This window comes from Jatrophihabitans sp. GAS493 (genome assembly GCF_900230215.1).
Lineage (GTDB): Bacteria > Actinomycetota > Actinomycetes > Mycobacteriales > Jatrophihabitantaceae > MT45.
On sequence record NZ_LT907982.1, the window covers coordinates 4,587,373 to 4,604,233 of the forward strand.

The 16,861-nt window shown below is 63.5% G+C and carries 13 protein-coding genes and 1 pseudogene; 5 read left to right on the top strand and 9 right to left on the bottom strand.

Annotation, left to right across the window (positions count from 1 at the left end; all coding sequences use genetic code 11):
• Window positions 1-156: 156 nt before the first annotated feature.
• From CPH63_RS20785 to CPH63_RS20800, 3 genes are all read left to right on the top strand, one after another.
• Complete coding sequence (locus CPH63_RS20785; protein ID WP_096304642.1) at window positions 157-372, top strand: hypothetical protein; 216 nt, start codon at window positions 157-159, stop codon at window positions 370-372.
• A gap of 503 nt (window positions 373-875) precedes the next feature.
• Window positions 876-2,324, top strand: coding sequence for an Hsp70 family protein (locus tag CPH63_RS20790; protein WP_172892254.1), 1,449 nt, complete (start codon window positions 876-878; stop codon window positions 2,322-2,324).
• A 1,231-nt stretch (window positions 2,325-3,555) separates the two neighbouring features.
• Window positions 3,556-6,378 carry a hypothetical protein gene (locus CPH63_RS20800; RefSeq protein WP_096304645.1) on the top strand — a complete coding sequence of 941 codons (2,823 nt, stop codon included), beginning with the start codon at window positions 3,556-3,558 and terminating at the stop codon, window positions 6,376-6,378.
• A 225-nt stretch (window positions 6,379-6,603) separates the two neighbouring features.
• Here CPH63_RS20800 and CPH63_RS22490 read toward each other — a convergent pair whose 3' ends face one another.
• Both CPH63_RS22490 and CPH63_RS20805 read right to left on the bottom strand, forming a co-directional pair.
• Window positions 6,604-6,798, bottom strand: a complete 195-nt coding sequence (locus CPH63_RS22490; RefSeq protein ID WP_157749695.1) for a hypothetical protein — start codon at window positions 6,796-6,798, stop codon at window positions 6,604-6,606.
• A gap of 339 nt (window positions 6,799-7,137) precedes the next feature.
• Window positions 7,138-7,680, bottom strand: a complete 543-nt coding sequence (locus CPH63_RS20805; RefSeq protein WP_096304646.1) for a sigma-70 family RNA polymerase sigma factor — start codon at window positions 7,678-7,680, stop codon at window positions 7,138-7,140.
• Window positions 7,681-7,998: 318 nt separating this feature from the next.
• On the opposite strand from CPH63_RS20805, the gene CPH63_RS22495 reads away from it, so the two are divergent.
• Both CPH63_RS22495 and CPH63_RS20810 read left to right on the top strand, forming a co-directional pair.
• Window positions 7,999-8,196, top strand: a complete 198-nt coding sequence (locus CPH63_RS22495) for a hypothetical protein (protein ID WP_157749696.1) — start codon at window positions 7,999-8,001, stop codon at window positions 8,194-8,196.
• 235 nt (window positions 8,197-8,431) lie between these two features.
• A complete protein-coding gene (locus CPH63_RS20810) occupies window positions 8,432-10,033 on the top strand; it encodes a phosphodiester glycosidase family protein (RefSeq protein WP_096304647.1) in 1,602 nt (533 codons plus the stop codon).
• Window positions 10,034-10,579: 546 nt separating this feature from the next.
• Here CPH63_RS20810 and CPH63_RS20815 read toward each other — a convergent pair.
• The 7 genes and pseudogenes from CPH63_RS20815 to CPH63_RS20840 all read right to left on the bottom strand — a co-directional run bounded on the left by CPH63_RS20815 (window position 10,580) and on the right by CPH63_RS20840 (window position 16,825).
• On the bottom strand, window positions 10,580-11,569 hold the full coding sequence (locus tag CPH63_RS20815; RefSeq protein WP_096304648.1) for an alpha/beta fold hydrolase: 990 nt from the start codon (window positions 11,567-11,569) through the stop codon (window positions 10,580-10,582).
• A 669-nt stretch (window positions 11,570-12,238) separates the two neighbouring features.
• On the bottom strand, window positions 12,239-12,427 hold the full coding sequence (locus CPH63_RS20820) for a hypothetical protein (protein WP_157749697.1): 189 nt from the start codon (window positions 12,425-12,427) through the stop codon (window positions 12,239-12,241).
• Between the two features lie 93 nt (window positions 12,428-12,520).
• Window positions 12,521-13,954 carry a CHRD domain-containing protein gene (locus tag CPH63_RS20825; RefSeq protein WP_172892255.1) on the bottom strand — a complete coding sequence of 478 codons (1,434 nt, stop codon included), beginning with the start codon at window positions 13,952-13,954 and terminating at the stop codon, window positions 12,521-12,523.
• 683 nt (window positions 13,955-14,637) lie between these two features.
• On the bottom strand, window positions 14,638-15,258 hold the full coding sequence (locus CPH63_RS20830; RefSeq protein WP_157749698.1) for a hypothetical protein: 621 nt from the start codon (window positions 15,256-15,258) through the stop codon (window positions 14,638-14,640).
• 18 nt (window positions 15,259-15,276) lie between these two features.
• Window positions 15,277-15,375 (bottom strand): annotated as a pseudogene (locus CPH63_RS23835) (anti-sigma factor); the annotation flags it as partial.
• On the bottom strand, window positions 15,372-15,872 hold the full coding sequence (locus CPH63_RS20835) for a sigma-70 family RNA polymerase sigma factor (protein ID WP_241895751.1): 501 nt from the start codon (window positions 15,870-15,872) through the stop codon (window positions 15,372-15,374). The pseudogene CPH63_RS23835 and the gene CPH63_RS20835, both read right to left, overlap by 4 nt.
• Window positions 15,873-16,180: 308 nt before the next feature.
• On the bottom strand, window positions 16,181-16,825 hold the full coding sequence (locus tag CPH63_RS20840; RefSeq protein WP_157749699.1) for a hypothetical protein: 645 nt from the start codon (window positions 16,823-16,825) through the stop codon (window positions 16,181-16,183).
• Window positions 16,826-16,861: the final 36 nt, after the last annotated feature.

Here is a 16,861-nt window from a genome sequence, read left to right on the forward strand (position 1 = left end):
CACCCCCCACGTTCACCAACCACCCACCCCCACCAACCCGATGAACCCACGGAGCCTGACCCGCTTTCCCCGACACTTGTTCTGAGGCAACGATCGTCTCGGGAAGGAGTCCGTCGCGAAGGACTCGGGATTAGCGAGTCATGTTTGCGTCGCTGGATGGTGATCGACGATGTCGAGTCCGGGCGTAAGGAGGGCATCAGCAGCGACGAGCGTAGGGAGCTGGTGGAGCTGCGTCGCAGCAGTCGGGCGCTGGAGATGGAAACCGAGATCCTCAAGCGTGCGGGCGCCTACTTCGCTCGGGAGAACGTACTCCCAAAATGGGGTTCCGGCTGGTCTGTGAGTTCGCTGCCGACGGGATCGACGTCGCGGTAGCCTCCCGGTTCTGAGGATCTCATGCTCGGGCTGTTTCGAGTGGTGCGCCACCGGCGCGACCACAACCGCTAAACAAGCGGTCGCCCAACCCGGGGTCACCGAACTACAGCCCCGGCCGCGCCCGACTTCGACCGCGGATCTGTGGCAGACCGTCAGCGAGCTAGCCAGGCGCATCCCAGACGACGGCCTGCTCTTGATGCGCATGGCCATCGACAGCGGCGAGCCAATGACCGCGCTGACGACGATCGCCGAAGTCGTAGCGTCCGGAGGCAGGACGAAGCCACGGAAGGCGACACTCCGTCGTGAGCAAAGGTCGGAAATTTGACCCCAAATGCCGGCGGGCACAAGCGAAGGAATCACACTGCAACTGATTTCCAAATGAAACTACACTTGCCCGTAGCTACAGGGAATCCGGCGCGGAATCACCGGCCGAGCACGGGGAATTGGGAGATCGAATGATCGCCGCTGGAGTGGATATCGGTTCGACATGTTGCAAGGTGGCGGTGAGTCGCGGCACTGGTAGCGGGGAGGTCATCGCAGCAAGTCTTCCTGTCGCCGTATATGTGAACGACCATGGCTCGCTGCTCTGTGGCGAGGCTGCGGTACAAGCGGGCGTCCAGCGCCCGTCGCGGATCTCTCGAAATTTTCGGGGTGGTCTGGGCGATCCGAGTCCGGTAGTCATCGATTCAGCGCCCTATTCGGCCGAGACTTTGTTGTCCGCGTTGTTGGCCGAGTGCCTAGGAGTCGTCGAGCGGGTGGTGGGAGAGCGCCCCGAGCAGGTGGTACTGACCTGCCCCGTGACGTGGGGAACATTTCGACGGGAACTCTTTGACGATGTTCCGGTGCTAGCCGGAGTTGGTAGCTGCGTGGTGGTCAGCGACGCGCAGATGGTGGCACGTCGCTGGTTCGCCGGTCAGGGCCTGGAGGGCACTGGCTTCGTTGCCGTATTTGACTTGGGTGGAGGCGCCGTGGAGGCGGCGGTGCTTCGATCTGGGATCGGCGAGAAGCTTCCTGATGTCGTCGGGATACCGGTCGGATCGGATCGGGTTGGCGGGGATGCATTTGACGCAGCGTTGAGCCAGCGGTTTCCGCTCATGGACGCTGAGCGCGTGCGGGCGCTGAAACATCAGCTGAGTGAGTCAGAGCAAGTTCGGTTGGAGAATGGGTCGAGTTTTTCGCGAGGTGACTTCGAGGATCTGATCAGGCCGCTCATTCGGTCGGGACTGCAAGTGCTCGGTGAGGCAATTCGGTCCGCCGGAGATGTGCAGTTGGAAGCGGTACTGCTGGTCGGCGGGTCGGCCCGGATTCCGTTGCTATTCACAGCGGTGCAGGACGCGGTCAACTGCCCCGTCGAGCTGGTCACCGATGCCGCTGTCGCGCTGGGGGCCGCCGAGTTCGCGGCGGAGCTCGCCACCGGCCCAGGCGCCGCCGCCTCACGCCACGGGTCAGCAGAGGCGGTCCGAAACGCTCTCGTCGCCACTGGAACGGACACCGCGCTGGCGCAGCGCCCGAGCTGGCGGTCCTCGGCGCTGCTGATCGGGTTGGTTGCCGTACTGGCCGTAGCCCTCGTCGTCCTACTGCTGCACAACGCCACTAGAGGTGACGAGAAGCTCGCGGATCGCAGCGCCAGCAGGTCCCCCAGCTCGGCGGCTGGAATCCCCCGAGGTCCAGGTCCAGTCTCGACTTTTTACGTCGTGCAGACCGGATACCACGGTCAGCCCGAGTACCTCTACGAAATTGCCCAGAGATTCCTGACAAGTGGCGACCGACTACAAGAGATCGTTGCGTTCAACAAGGGTCGACTGCAGCCCGACGGAGGAGCCCTCACCGACCCCAACAAGATTGCGGCTGGGTGGATCCTGATCCTGCCGTCCGACGCAAAGGGCGCAGGTGTGCAGCACGCTCCCCTGCCCTGCTGCTTCCCCACACAGAGCTCATCCGCGACCCCCTAGCCGACCAACTGACCCGAGGATCGACCGGCACTGGTGCTCTAGAGCGACGACCCGAAGCCGTGACCGAGCCCCCTCAGGCAGCTGCGCAGACAATCTGAGCAGGGCAGTGAGCGGACCGTCCGGCGAATGCTTTCTCAGGCCGAAGACACCGATATCGAAATGCCCAGAGTCTGGCGGTCCAACCGACCAGCTGATCGAACTGGCCGGAACGCCCTCGGGCCGAAGCAGCAGGCCACGCGGAAGCACGTCGAGCCGCCATCCGACCAGCAGCCGATAACTGGCCGGACTCGGCATCGTGAGCCCCGGAGCCGGAGCAGTCCAACGCTCAACCTGCGGAGGATGTCCAGGGCGATACACCGCCTCCAGCGCCACGACCTGCCAGGTACGGCTCCAGTTCGTGTCAATCATCGACGCTGTCTTGTCGCCGGGTAAGCCGAAGCGCACATGGATAGGTTGGCCTAACAGGTCGGCGATGCGCTGGGCGTCGATTGCAGTCAGCAGGACGAGGTCGGGCCGAGGCTCAAAGCCGCGCAGTAGATGTACAACTTCCTCAGGGAGTGGACCCAACTGACCGGGTGCTCCGACGACGACCGTGAAGCGATCGAACTGCCGTGCACTGGCGAGAAGGGCGTCAGGTAGTTCGGCCTGACGTCCGCGAACGAGCCACACTCCATTGGGAATCTGATGGGCGGTCGACACGGCGGCTGCGTAGCCGGCCAACACGGAGTCAGATGACTTAGACGATCCGGAGTCCATTGTCGGTTCCCTCGGGTTCTCGTAGTTCGCGGTTGTGCCTTGCTGATCGGGGGATTTGCTGGGCACACAGCCGCAATCGCCGGAGTCTGTGAGGAGATCCAGACCCACCGATGGCTGTTCTGGACTGCTCTGACCGACCGCGCCACACCGACCAACGAGTCCGGCAAAGCGCGCAGCTCTCGCGTGATGAGTCGCGACGGGCCAGAGCACATCCAATCGGTGTAGGGCATCGCGTCCGGCTGCACCGTCGACCATCGGTCCGCTCGAACTCCTTGGCGGCACCGTGCAACCCGGTGGTGTCGTAGTGGTTTCAACGGTGGCATGCACAGCAGGTACACGGCTGGTGACGAGCGGATGGGTCATCCCACCGGTCAGCTCAGCAGAACGGCACCTCTGAACCGGAAGCTGACGTCGCACGTGACTTCTGATGCCGGGTCCGCACACCACCAGACCAGTACGAACACGAGGAGGACACATGACGATGATCTATCCGAATGCGGGGGGCGCCCATGCGGAGATCGACGCGATGCCAATCATCGAACGGGTCGGGCACTGCGTGGTCGTACACAACAACACTGACTTTCTGGAGCGGGTCAGGCCGGCCGACGGTATCCCAGTCGAGAACGGGCGTGTTCCACTGGTCGTCGATCCAGCCGCATTGGACGACCTTCTGCAGCTGTCCCCTCGAGTTTTGGCCGCTCTTTCCCGTCAACTACCACTCGGGTCCGTGGGGCGCCGGGGGGCGATCAGACTCCTGCTCAGCAATACCGGCAACGCCAAACCGGGGACGTTCGCCTTCGCGGCCGAGCTCTCCTTACGGCTAGATGTCGACGTACTGGCGCCCGAAGGTCCGCTGATGCTGCCACGCCGCGGCCAGATGTTCTGCACCGGTCCCTCAGGAGCTTGGCGTCAGTTCGTCGGCGGACGACCCGCCGGCCGGGAGGGGCCGCGGTTTCCGGCACCGGAGTGGCAGGATCTGCTCGCGCCTGACCTGCGTTCTCTGGGCACCGAACGAGTTTCCGTCACGTCCCTGCCCGCCGGGCTCTGGCTGCGATCTTCGCAGACGGTCGGTGCTACCACCGAGACGGACGCCGACTACGCAGCGGATTATGCCTATTGGGTGCCACAGTCGGACCGGTACATCGCGCTTCTCGTCGGGCGACCGGGTGAGGTCAGCCCCTCCCCACAGGAGGTGTGTGAAGTCATTGATGGTCTTCCCTCGGCATTGCGAAGCCGAGCACTGCTGCTGCCCTATGGCCCGCTGGCCGAGGGCATGTCGCTGGCGCAGCAAATAGCCGACTGGTCGATCGGTTCAATCCTCGCCGCGCACGTCCTGCCCGTTGAGACTCAGCGCTCCATGGTCGAATTCGTCGCCTACGACGACACCGGCACACCCACCTGGCGGCCCTATGTCACCATCAGCCGCTACCGCCGCGGACATGATCCGCAGCCGTACATCTGGACATCACCGGTGGCGGACCTAGCCGAGGCCGACCACGGCGTCTACGAGATCGCCGATGGCTGGGCCCTCGAAGTGATCGCCTCAGGTATGTTCGTTCGACCGATGCAAGGCGCAGTCGACGCGAGTGCTCGCCACCGTCCCATACGAGCGGATCGCATCGAACTGGCGATCGCGCCAGCGGCCGGGAGTACGGATCCAATTCCGACGCAGGTGCTGCAGGCAGTTGCCACACTGCTCGATCGACTGCCAACCGACGACCGACGTCGCATTGACCTGATCTCCCGCAGCGCGCATCAGAGTGCTCAGCTCCGCGAGTTCGCCCATCAAATGGGCGTTCGTGAAGAAGGCCCAATCGCTCCATCGGGGCCCGATGGAGGTCCGGGCCTGGCTGCGGTCCCCGCACCTGAGGGGGAAGCGGTCACGGCACCGCGCGAGTCACCGATCCGTCCCCATGGTCCAGCACCAGCGACGGCCACGGCCCGATCGAGGGCCTCTGGCCGACAGAATGCGCAGGCAATTGCTGGCGATTCCGCTTCGCCCATGCTCCCGTCCAGGCCAATGACCCCAACCGCCGTGACCATAGCGAGCCCTGTTCCACCAGCCCCGCTGACCCGAACAGCCAGCCCGGCTCGCACCGGACCGATCGGCGAGCCGAACCCGCCTATCGGCGAGAACGAGGACGTCCCCACCGATATAGATGAGGCTGTCGCTGCCATCGACTACGAAACGGACAATGACACCCACTTGTACGACACCGACTCGTACGACACCGACCACTACGACGATGACTATGAAGAAGACTATGAAGAAGACGATGACTACTACTACGACGACGACTACGACGACGTCGGGGTTCCGCCCATCAGCGTCCACCCGGCCGAACTGCCACCCGCCGACGTTGAGACCACTGATGAGATCAAGAACGAATGGCTCCCCGTGCCCGCCGAAACATCAGCTGAGGCGTCTATGGAGCAGGCGCTTCCCGACACGCTAGTCGCCGCCATGCCGCAGGCCAGACTCTCGGCGTTTGCCCGCTGCACGCCGTGGAAGTCACCATTCGCCGACCCCAGTGAGGTTGATGACGTACATGAACTGCGACGCCGGTTCGGATGGCAGTTCGATGCAGCGACCAATTTCGTGACGCAGCTACTCTCCGAGCGCCCTGGACTGCGTGGGCACGGTCGCGGCGAGGAGACCTCAGCTGACCTGGCGGTTGTTCGGCTCTTCGCCTCCGGGGCCGACCTCGGACTCACGGATGCGATCAGGGCCGGAATGGTTCCGGAGTCTGAACGCTCGACGCTTCGCTGGCTGGTGGCCGGCCTACATCGACTGCCATCCCTGACCGGACCGGTCCTGCTCGGAATGCCAGAAGGTATCGACGCCGCAGCTGCATACGAGCCCGGAGAGGTGCTGGTCGAACCAGCGCCAATGCGAGCCGTTGTCGATCCGAATACCCCACTCACTGGCCCGACAGAGTGCATCATCTGGTCGGCAACCGGGCGCAGGCTCGACGGCCTGGTCGATGCCGATCAACCGGCTCAAGTGATCTTCCTGCCAAACACCACCTTCGAGGTCATGGCGGTTGACCGTTCGACATCTCCGGCCCGCATCCTCCTTGCCGAGACGTCGGGTGGGAGACTCGACGAGCGTCGGCGGGAGCGCGCTGAGACGCGCCTGCGCCGGATCGCCTCCGCCCGCGCCGCCAACGGAGTGAGTCAGTCGATCCCGCTGCCCAGCGAGCCGGCCTGGCCACCTTTCACGCTCTTGCCTGGGCTTCTCCCCCACCCTCCGGCGGCAAGTGTTCGTTCTGGCGCCCTAGAGTCAATAGTAGCCTGACGAAACGCCAGCGTACGGGCAACTCAATCTCCGCTCCGTCTACCTCGCTCCCCAAACCAACCGGTCGCGGCGCGGGCGCAGGTAGCCGTTGACAGCTGGATGTCGGTGCGAAGAACGAGATGAGCGACCGCGTTGTCCCCAGCACACCCCGTTCGCCCGGCACTGCGGGAGATGACTATCCGCTGACAATATATGGAGAATTCCTCGCCGTGTACTGACCGGATTCTATCGGAGTGGAACACCCCACCGGGCCTGCCCCGGGCCGCTGGTGATCGCCATGTCCTGCGCGTCGACGATCAGGCTGGTCCGCATATGCGGGGCGAGTTGCCACCCGAGGACCATCCGGGTCGCCAAATCGATCACCGTCGCGGTTGAGCCGAGCTGTAACCCGCCGGCACCCCGACGTCCCCCGCGACGCATCAAACACCCGCTGAACCTGCTCCGCCAAATCCCGCCGCCGGCCTGACTGGGGGTTCGACCCCGTTCACCCACGCGCAATAGCTTGAGCGTGGGACGTTGAGCAGCCGACACATCCAGCTGATCGCGTAATGGGCCTTCCCCGCCTCGATACCGCGCAGCGCTCAACTCCGGCAGCGGGGGACCTTTCGGGTCGGGGTTCGGATGGAGAGCCGGACACTCAGGTAGGGGCACGTCCAGTTCGGGGGGCGGGCCGGGGCGGTGATACAGGTGTCTTGCCAAGTCAGCCAATGTCGAGTTACACCCGCCTGAGTGGATTCATGTACCACGACGGGAACGACCTCAGGCAATCAATTGGGTTTCGTCGCTGCCCGGAGCAGACCGCAGCATACGAAGTGCGTAAAAGACACGGCTCTTGATCGTCCCCTCCGGAACTCCGAGCAGATCCGCGGCCTGGGCCATGGTCCGATCGCTGAGGATCGTCGCTACGATCGCCTCCCGATGCAGCGCGGGCAGTTGGTCAAGCATGTTCGTCACCACCGACTTGCGCAGCACATCTTCGCTGCTGTCCTCGACCGGGCTGCCGTGAGACTCGTCAAAGTCGATTGTCACCGGACGGGTGCGTGCGGCCCGATACCCGTCCATGACGCGATTGTGTGCGACACGCATCAGCCAACCCCGCACCGAGCCCAACTCCGGAGTCAGCCGATCCAGGTGCCGCCATGCGCGAATGAAGGTGTCCTGGACGACATCCTCGGCCCAAGCCGCGTCGCCTCGAGTGAGTCGCGTGGTGTAGTCCAACAGTGGCTGCCGATGCTGATCAAAGAGATCTCGAATGCGGCCCTCGATGTTGAAAGGGGTTTCACACGCTTCATCAGTGGTCATGCATCGAGCTTCACGAATTGCTAGACCAATTTCGGCGGGGTAGGGCCTACGGCTTCAGAGTGCCCTCCCCCGTTGCTGGGGTGGGGATTCCCCTACTACACCAGCCATTCAGCCGCTCGAGGCACTTCACCGCCGCGGCGCCCACTCGGCGTCACGACCGAGGAGCGCCCTGGGCCGGTGAGTAGAGCATGCGGCCAACTAGCACGCCACGCTCGTCCAGCACTTATTGATTCTCGGTTACCGTGCGCTCAGTCGCCGAGTAGGTGAACCAAGACGTCCTCAGCCGGCGTGTAGCAAGTACCCAAGAAGGAGCAGCAAATGACTATGACTACGGAATCAGACCAAACCGAGCGAGTCGAACTGGCCGCACATAAGCTCTTCGATGCCGAGTGCGCACTGCACGTAGCCCACCAGACGCACGTTGATGCCTGGGTCGATGCGGCAAACCGAAAGCTCCACGACGCGATTTCAGATCTCCTGGCCGCCGAAGCTGAGAGTGGCTCGACCTCGTCCTGACGAGGTCGAGCCAGGTGTTGACGGGCAGGCGCTACGAAGCCGGTTTCCGATATTTGTTCAGCATTCGGGGGATAGATCGAATTCCGAGCACCGGGGCTCGCGACACGAACTAGCGTGAAGAACGGGCCGCCCCCTTCCGTGTGGCCCGATGCCGCTCGGGCTCAACCTCTGTCTGCTGGCCAGCCAGAGGAGATTTGGATGAATGGTGGTGAGTAGTTGTCCAGACCAATTGCGGGTGGTAGAAGCTACGCATGACTTCCACCTTCACGCGGCGTGGCACGGCCGCTCTGGCTTCAACCGTTTTGATTTTCGGTGGGCTGGCCGTGGGCGCGTCGCCCGCGTTCGGCTCGCAGCCCGCCCACTGGCCCCGTCATTCGGGTGTGGGTGCCGTCCTGTCCCTGGGCGCGGCGCGGACAACCTCCCCGAGACCCGGACCACGATCACCCTGCAGCCCGGGGTCACCCTGACCACCATCCACCGCGGCGTCCCCGACACCACCGACGCCTGGACCATCGAGGTCTACAGCGCCGACCCGAACCCCGACCCCGACGCCCCGAAACTGGCCATCACCGACCAGACCGAAGCCAACCAATCCGCGGCCACCCTCACCGCCGCCGCACTGACCCCACGAGTCGAAGCCGTGAACACACCCCAGACCGCCGACACCGGCGGACTATTGGGCTACCGCACCCGCGTCAGCACATTCGCCACCGCCGCCGACGCCGCGACCACCCTCACCGCAGTGAAAGCGACCGGCCTCAGCGGCTCCGCGGTCTACACCGGCTGGGACGACGACGCCGGCAGCGCCCCATCCCAAGGCCCATGGAACCTTGACGTCATCTCCATCGACCCCCACACCTTCACCGGCCAACTCGTCGGCGACTACGGCCCCAACCTCTACAACCGCGAACCCACCTTCGCCCTCGCCCCCGGCGACCCCGCAGGCGTCGCCGTCTACCACGGCATCATCGAACGCGAAGCCACCAACGGCCGACCCGCATTCATCGTCCACGCCAACACCGGCCGAAGCGAAATCGCCCGCCTCTGGTGGCACGGCACCCTCCAAGGCGCCCACCACAACACCCTCACCCTCTCCGGCCTCAACCGGGTCCCCGGACTCATCCGCAACTGCGGCGAACCCGGCGACACCCCCACCTCCCAACCCCAACAAGACATCACCTGCACCAAAGCATCCGAAATCGTCGCTTTCGACAACTCCTACGCCACAACAACACCAACCGGACCCGGAACCGAGGTCGTACTCGACGCAACCGGCCGGATCGTGTCAATCAACAACACCCGCGTAACCACCATCCCCGCCGGCGGCCGAACCATCCAAGCAATCGGCGACGACGCCACAGCACTAACCACACTCGCCCAACACAACACCACACTACGAATCGACAGCACACTCTTCACCGAAAACGGCCGACCACTACACCTCACCCCCGACGAAACCATCATCAACGGATCACCACTACTCATCCAACCCGGCCAAATCCACACCACCCCCGCCCAAGACGGCGCCGTCCACCCCGGACAACCCAACTACTACTACGGCTGGGCCCACAAACGAAACCCACGCACCCTCGTCGGCATCGACTGCCAAGGCCGCACCCTCCTCATCACCGCCGACGGACGCAGCACCAACAGCCTCGGCCTCTCCATCACCGAAGAAGCCAACGTCGCCAAATCACTCGGCCTCCAACAAGCAATGAACCTCGACGGCGGCGGATCCACCACCACCGTCATCAACGGACAAGTCATCAACACACCCTCCGACACCACCGGACAACGACCAATCGGCGACGCACTAGAAGTACTACCCCCCACCTAAACACCACCCACTGCGTGGGACAGTGGTGGTGCTCTTCAGCACGGGGGTGTTGAAGAGCATCACCACCGTCCCACGCCGATTTCGTCATAAAGTACTGGCGGATTGAACTCTCTGCCCTGATCAAACTACGTTGTCTTTGTGACCGCGCAACACTTCGAGGGTCATGGTTCGCGTGGCGGCGGCGCAGGCTCGCACAGACCGGCGACAAGGAATCGAGATCGCTCGACACGAAGAAACCGCCCACAGACCGCGACCAACGGCGTGCAGATCATCGGGCTCCGTGTATCCGGAATTGTCTGGTCGGTCCGCTTCGGCGGGCCGGTCCTCGATCCAGTTCGGCTCGGAAATATCTGGCGAAGGTGGCCCGCTCGCCCCTGAGCGCGCCAGCTGGCCGGCCGAAACGCAGCACGATCAACGCCTTGCGCGGTTTCACCGACCGTCTTGGAGTGGCCCCACCGGTAGATCGCCTCGTACGAGGCCGACATCTTCTCCACATCGTGGGGCGGCCCGTCGACGTTAGCGACGATCGCGCAATACCTCTCGCGATCATCGAACGTCAACAAGCTCGCACGAACGGGTTCCTCTCTCGTGGACTATCTCGTCAGGGGCACCGACATTCTGAACTCGCTGGTGCCTCCGGCGCTTGACCTCATGGACGAACGCCTGGACCACCTTCGCGAAGCGCGCGGAATCGTGGCGATGAGGCGAGTGTCCCGCACCTGGAAAGATGACCAATTCACTTCCCGGAACTCGCGACTGCGCCTCTTCCCCATGTCGTATCGGTATCACCTGGTCCCGATCACCCCAGATGAACAAAGTAGGTATGGCGGATTCCGTAAGCCGCCTTAGGGCAGAGACTCGTTGGCCGCCGCCGTCGACGACGGCGCGCAGCGTGGCCAAGAATGCCGCGCGTGTGTCGCTCTCACGCATCGAGTGCCAGACATGGTCGGCGTCTTCAACATCCTTCAGGATTGGGAGTTGTCGATTGAGCACGCCACCAACTGCCCTGACGATATGCGGCAGGACAGACCGGTTCGCAAGCGCGCGCAGGATAATTCCTGCACCCGGCGCAGAGGCGGCTCTGAGAAGTCCGGAGACATCTCCGCCGAGGCCACCGCTGGCGACAAGGACTAGCGCTTCACACCGCGACGGGTACTGATACGCGAACTGGAGAGCAATACCCCCACCGAGAGAGTGGCCAATGAAGGTCGCCTGTTGGAATCCAAGCTCGTCAAGAAGGTCGCGCACGACATTGGCATGCACTCCGGGAGAGTAGTCGGTACGTGGTTTAGCGGATCGCCCGTGGCCCAACAGATCAGGGACCACGATCGTCATGCCTCCATCTACTGCGCAGTCGACAAGATGCGCTAGCGCCCTATCCCAGCTTCGGCCGTCGCCGCCCAAACCGTGCAACAGAACCACCACAGGACCGCGCTCGCCAAGCTGACGGTATGCGATACGGTCGCCGAAGAGCACGACCTCGCGATACTCGCCGAGTTCCGACCTGATATCCGGCCCGCGCTGTGCCTGATCCATGTCTTGTCCACGCCTGATCTGCCCGAAGCGGTTCAACGGATGGTGTGACCCGAACCGATCCAGATGACGGCCGCTAGTGCAACGTCCGGTTGGTGTGAGGTGGTCCTCGCGTGTCGCGCTTCGTGATCTGGTTTGGGAGTTTGAGGCTGTGCACGGGGTGACGTGGCATGGCGATGAAGCCTGAGATCTTTTTCGTGATCTTGATCCGGATGAGGCGCGGCGGTTGGTAAAGATCGCTTGGACGACAAAGGACCGGGTTCGGCTGTGTCGAGCGGGGACGGCGTTGTCGTCGATGCAGGGTCGGTCCGTCATACAAGTTCGGGTGCTGCTCGGCGGCGTTCGGCCCGCAGCGTCCGATCGGGCTGGCCGTTCACGCTGGCACCAGTAACCCGCACCGGACCGGGCACGACGCCACCATTGCCGTCAGCTGCAGTCGACGCTTCGCCGTGGCGACCCCTCGAACTACGCTCGGCTGCAACGTTGGCGAGCTCGCCATGGAATCCATAGTTCACCGCGTCAATGGAGGAATCGGTCCGGTTCTGGGCGCGAGGTCGGCATGCAAAGCCCGATACTCAGGGCCTCGCCTTAGTTGATGGTCTCTACAGACTGGGTGGCGACCAGGGTTTGCCGGGTCATTCCGACACTTACGTCGGGTACCGAACTGAGCGACTACCCGCTCTGGCCGATAGCGTGCTGATATTCGACATCGGCTTCGTGGAGTCTGTCGCTGGCCGCCGCGATCCAGGTGTCGACGCGTGTTTGGTGCGCGATATGCAGTGCGCATTCAGCGTCGTACAGATGTTGCGCAGCAATGCTCAGCGGAATGGCACCTGCTGTCTGCTGGCCAACGTTTGACATGACGATCTCCTTCAGAGTGCTCAAGGGTGTTCACGCATAGCGGACGGATCACGTCTCGCCGAGGTATCGACTGCACCCGACTTAGCGGGAGCGTTATGCCGCGCCACCGGTAGTGGGGAGGTTGGTGCAGAGGAGGGGGCGGAAGCTGAGGGCGGGTTGGCCGTTGACGAGGATGGAGTTGCTGTCGCCCTGGTGGAGGTTGAGATACCAGCCGGTGGCCGGTGGGCTCGTGACACCGGTGATGGTGCGTGTCTGGTCCACGATGTTGCCGTTCTGGTCCGCGGTGAGATCAGCGAGCATGTAAATCGGTGCACCCTGATCGACGCAACTGCCGGAATGGATATGCGCAGCGTGCTGCCCCGGAGTCAGACCCGTCGCGTTGACGGTCACCGTCACCGTCTGCGCAGCCGGGTCGTAACGGAACGCCGCACTGCCGGCCAGCATCCCGGTCGAGTTGCCATTCGGATCGACGCTCACCGGGTGCAGACCGAAGCTGCTGCCCAACGGTGCGCCCGTCAGATCTCCGGAGAAAGCGATAGGTTCGGCCGCCACCGCATTGATGTGACTGTCACCGCCATACAACCCCAGGCGCAACAGGAAACGAGCACCCGCCGGCAACGGACCAGCGAGCGTGTCCACACCCTCAACAGTCCCATGCACCTGACCACTCCCATCCGCAGTCACAGTCTGCAACCGCACAATCGGACGAGTACTACCCGCACCCACGATCTGCGCAGTATGCACCGAACCCGGCGTCAAACCCGACACATCCACCCGCACCGAAACCCGACCCTCATCAACCCCCACACGAACCGTCCCAACCGGCTGCGCCCCCAACACCACACGACTTGAGATCGTGGGGTCAGACGGGCTCGGGCTCGATGGGCTCGAGGTCGGTGCTTGGCTCGAGGGACTCGACGCCATACCTGAGGGCATGCTTGATCCTTGCTTCGGGGTCGTGCCGCGCATGGTTGCGGTAGCGGGGAGGTTGGTGCAGAGGAGAGGGCGGAAGCTGAGGGCGGGTTGGCCGTTGACGAGGATGGAGTTGCTGTCGCCCTGGTGGAGGTTGAGATACCAGCCGGTGGCCGGTGGGCTCGTGACACCGGTGATGGTGCGTGTCTGGTCCACGATGTTGCCGTTCTGGTCCGCGGTGAGATCAGCGAGCATGTAAATCGGTGCACCCTGATCGACGCAACTGCCGGAATGGATATGCGCAGCGTGCTGCCCCGGAGTCAGACCCGTCGCGTTGACGGTCACCGTCACCGTCTGCGCAGCCGGGTCGTAACGGAACGCCGCGCTGCCGGCCAGCATCCCGGTCGAGTTGCCATTCGGATCGACGCTCACCGGGTGCAGACCGAAGCTGCTGCCCAACGGTGCGCCCGTCAGATCTCCGGAGAAAGCGATAGGTTCGGCCGCCACCGCATTGATGTGACTGTCACCGCCATACAACCCCAGGCGCAACAGGAAACGAGCACCCGCCGGCAACGGACCAGCGAGCGTGTCCACACCCTCAACAGTCCCATGCACCTGACCACTCCCATCCGCAGTCACAGTCTGCAACCGCACAATCGGGCGAGTACTACCCGCACCCACGATCTGCGCAGTATGCACCGAACCCGGCGTCAAACCCGACACATCCACCCGCACCGAAACCCGACCCTCATCAACCCCCACACGAACCGCCCCAACCGGCTGCGCCCCCAACACCACACGACGCTGAGTATCACGACGACCGGAATGCCTATCACTCGCGGCTGACTCGCCAGCGGCCACAGGGAGGGTACTGAGCCGGGTCAACGGCCTCTGGCCAGGTCCAGTGCGGTGGCCGGCATTCGTGCTGGCTTGGCTGGCCGCCATCGAAACCCCGACCGAGGATGCGACTACTACGGCTGCGCCGAGTGCGGAGATAAGCATGGACTTGCCTGTAAACGACCTGAATAGCATCTGCATTGTCCTTATCAAGAAGGGAGTTCTCATCGAACCGGTCGAAAGCGTTACGGACAATGGGCCGTTCCGGTTCAACCGATCTTGTCAAGCGCCCTGCCCAATGCCGCTTGTCCCCAAGTCGGATCGATTCGCTGCAGAGTCTCGTCGCCTGCGGTCTTGTCCCGCTGCTTGTTCTCCTCGCACTGGCCTAGCCAGGCGTGCCGGGTGGCTAGAACCCGTGACGGACAAGCTCGAGGCGACCCGCTGATCGGGTCACGTCGAATCTAGATAACGACAGTAACGATGTGAGTGCCAAAGAGCGTACGAACCTGCAGTTGCCCAACGTCGCTAAGTGGAATCGCCGCCGACCCCTCGACTTGGGTGCCGCGTGATCCGCTCCCACCTGGCGCAACCGCCCAGCTGCTCACAACCTGCTGCTCGCCGCTTCGGGATACCGCGATGAGCTCGCAATGCGCATTGCCTGGCTCATCGGCAACGAGCGCGTTGACGCGTGAGAATCCGTGTTCGGGGGTGAGCGTCGCGACGATTGACACACCGCTCACGAGATCGTGAGCCGTACGCGTCTGTGAACCGGGCCCAGCAGCAATTTCCGCTGACGCCACGTGGCGATGGGAGTTGACTTCACCCCCGGCGATACCGCCGCCGACAACGAGCACCGCGGCGGCAGCGGCGACACCGAGCACACGCCGTCGTCGTGTGTGCGCTCGCTGCGAACGTAGCGCGGCCAGCGTTCGGGGCAGGATCAGGTCGTTCTCCAGTTGCGCGCCTTCAGCCTCGAGCTGATCGAAATTCATGCCGTCGATGCCGCTGGAACCGGGCTCCGTCACGTCCGCATCTCCTTTCAGCCGGTCCAGGCGACGGGTCACATCGATCAGATCCGCCACCTCCCGTCGACACTCACCGCAGCTGGTCAAGTGGACAGCCACCGCCCGCTGTTCATCCTCGTCGAGGAGGCCGCAGACGTACGCACCAAGCTGCGGCCGGAAGTCGATTTCGTTCATGCAGTTATCTCCTGCCCCTGCCCGAGCGTCCCGCGCAGCGCCCGGAGTGCGTAGTAAGTGCGGGATTTGACGGTCCCGGCCGGAATTCCTAGCGTCAGTCCAGCCTCTTGGGCCGACTTGTCCTTCAAGTAGACCTCGACCAGCACGGCGCGATGCTCGACTGATAGCAATGCCAGCGCCTTCTCCACGACGAGCTTGTCATCGAGTTCCTGAACAGGGTCGCCCAGCCGCTCAACCCTGCCGGCAGCGTCGGCGAGCTCGCCGTCCACCTCGACCGGACGTGCTCGCTTAGCCCGCACCATGTCTATCCACACATTGTTCGCGACCGTGAACAGCCAGGCACGCACCGAACCACGTTCGGCCGAGAGGTTGTCGCCATGACGCCAGGCGCGCAGGAGTGTCTCCTGAACGATGTCCTCAGCCCGCTGCTGATCACGACACAACCGGTACGAATAGCCCAGCAAAGCGCGCCCATACTCGGCGTAGAGGGTGACCACCAGCGCCTCACCAGACGCGTGCTCTCGAATCGCACGGCGTGCGCGTCGCGTTGATCCAGATCCCAAACTGAATGTCATGCAGTCTCCTGCGCCCCCGCTTGCCACCGCGCAACGATTCGCAGACGCGGCCACAAGCATTACGTTCAAACCTGCGACTTGGTTCAGAGTAAGCGAGATATGACGACACGCCACCACCCTTCGAGTGCGATTCGCGGGCCCAGCTCCGGCAAGCGCTCCGATCCCTCGGCCGCGGCGGTTCATGCTTGCCATCCGGCTTGCGCCAGTCTGCAGGTTGTCGCCGGACTATGTCATGATGCCGGCGGGATGATCGCCGGTGACAGCGGAGTGAAGCCGCCACTCAAAGGGTCCGACAGCCCGGTAGATTCGCCGTCCTGTGGGACGGGATCCTCCTTTCCCGGCATGAACCAGGTCGCCGGTGGGCCTGGGTTTTCTCCATTAGTGTTGACCATCAGCCCGCCTCGGCCGTCGTCGGTAAGATATCCGCCTTCCTTGAAGGCGAACTGCAGGCCGAACACCGGTGTGAACTCCTGGTCGAACTCAGGGAAGTCTCCGCAATTGGTCGACGACACCTGTCTGATTCCACCTCCATGGGCGACCAAACAGTAGCCAGTGGCCGCGTTCTGGATCAGCACGGCTGGTGAGATGTCTTCCCCGGACCAAGGTGATCCAATGAATCGCCAGTTCTGGGTATTCGCCCCATTGCACGGAGCGAGAAAGACAGGAGCGTCCAGGCTGAGCGTGTCGTAACCTGTTGCGGTATCGAGACAGGCGCCAGTCGTTACTACCCGGATCGTCGAGATGTCGTCGGCGCGGGCAGCACCGGCACGAGCGAAGAGCGCCGCCCCCATAGCCAGTGCTACGAGGACGGCGATGAAGGCTTTCGCGCGAAGCGACAATCCCCCCAACGACCGTCGTAGAGACACGAGATTCATAGCGACCTCCGTGGTAGAAGAACAGACGATGTCCTC

Bases quoted from the DNA above. Each gene is read 5' to 3' on its own strand.
- CPH63_RS20785 (WP_096304642.1), top strand. From the start codon at position 157: ATGGTGATCGACGATGTCGAGTCCGGGCGTAAGGAGGGCATCAGCAGC.
- CPH63_RS20800 (WP_096304645.1), top strand. From the start codon at position 3,556: ATGACGATGATCTATCCGAATGCGGGGGGCGCCCATGCGGAGATCGAC.
- CPH63_RS22490 (WP_157749695.1), bottom strand. From the start codon at position 6,798: ATGCGTCGCGGGGGACGTCGGGGTGCCGGCGGGTTACAGCTCGGCTCA.
- CPH63_RS20805 (WP_096304646.1), bottom strand. From the start codon at position 7,680: ATGACCACTGATGAAGCGTGTGAAACCCCTTTCAACATCGAGGGCCGC.
- CPH63_RS22495 (WP_157749696.1), top strand. From the start codon at position 7,999: ATGACTATGACTACGGAATCAGACCAAACCGAGCGAGTCGAACTGGCC.
- CPH63_RS20815 (WP_096304648.1), bottom strand. From the start codon at position 11,569: ATGGATCAGGCACAGCGCGGGCCGGATATCAGGTCGGAACTCGGCGAG.
- CPH63_RS20820 (WP_157749697.1), bottom strand. From the start codon at position 12,427: ATGTCAAACGTTGGCCAGCAGACAGCAGGTGCCATTCCGCTGAGCATT.
- CPH63_RS20840 (WP_157749699.1), bottom strand. From the start codon at position 16,825: ATGAATCTCGTGTCTCTACGACGGTCGTTGGGGGGATTGTCGCTTCGC.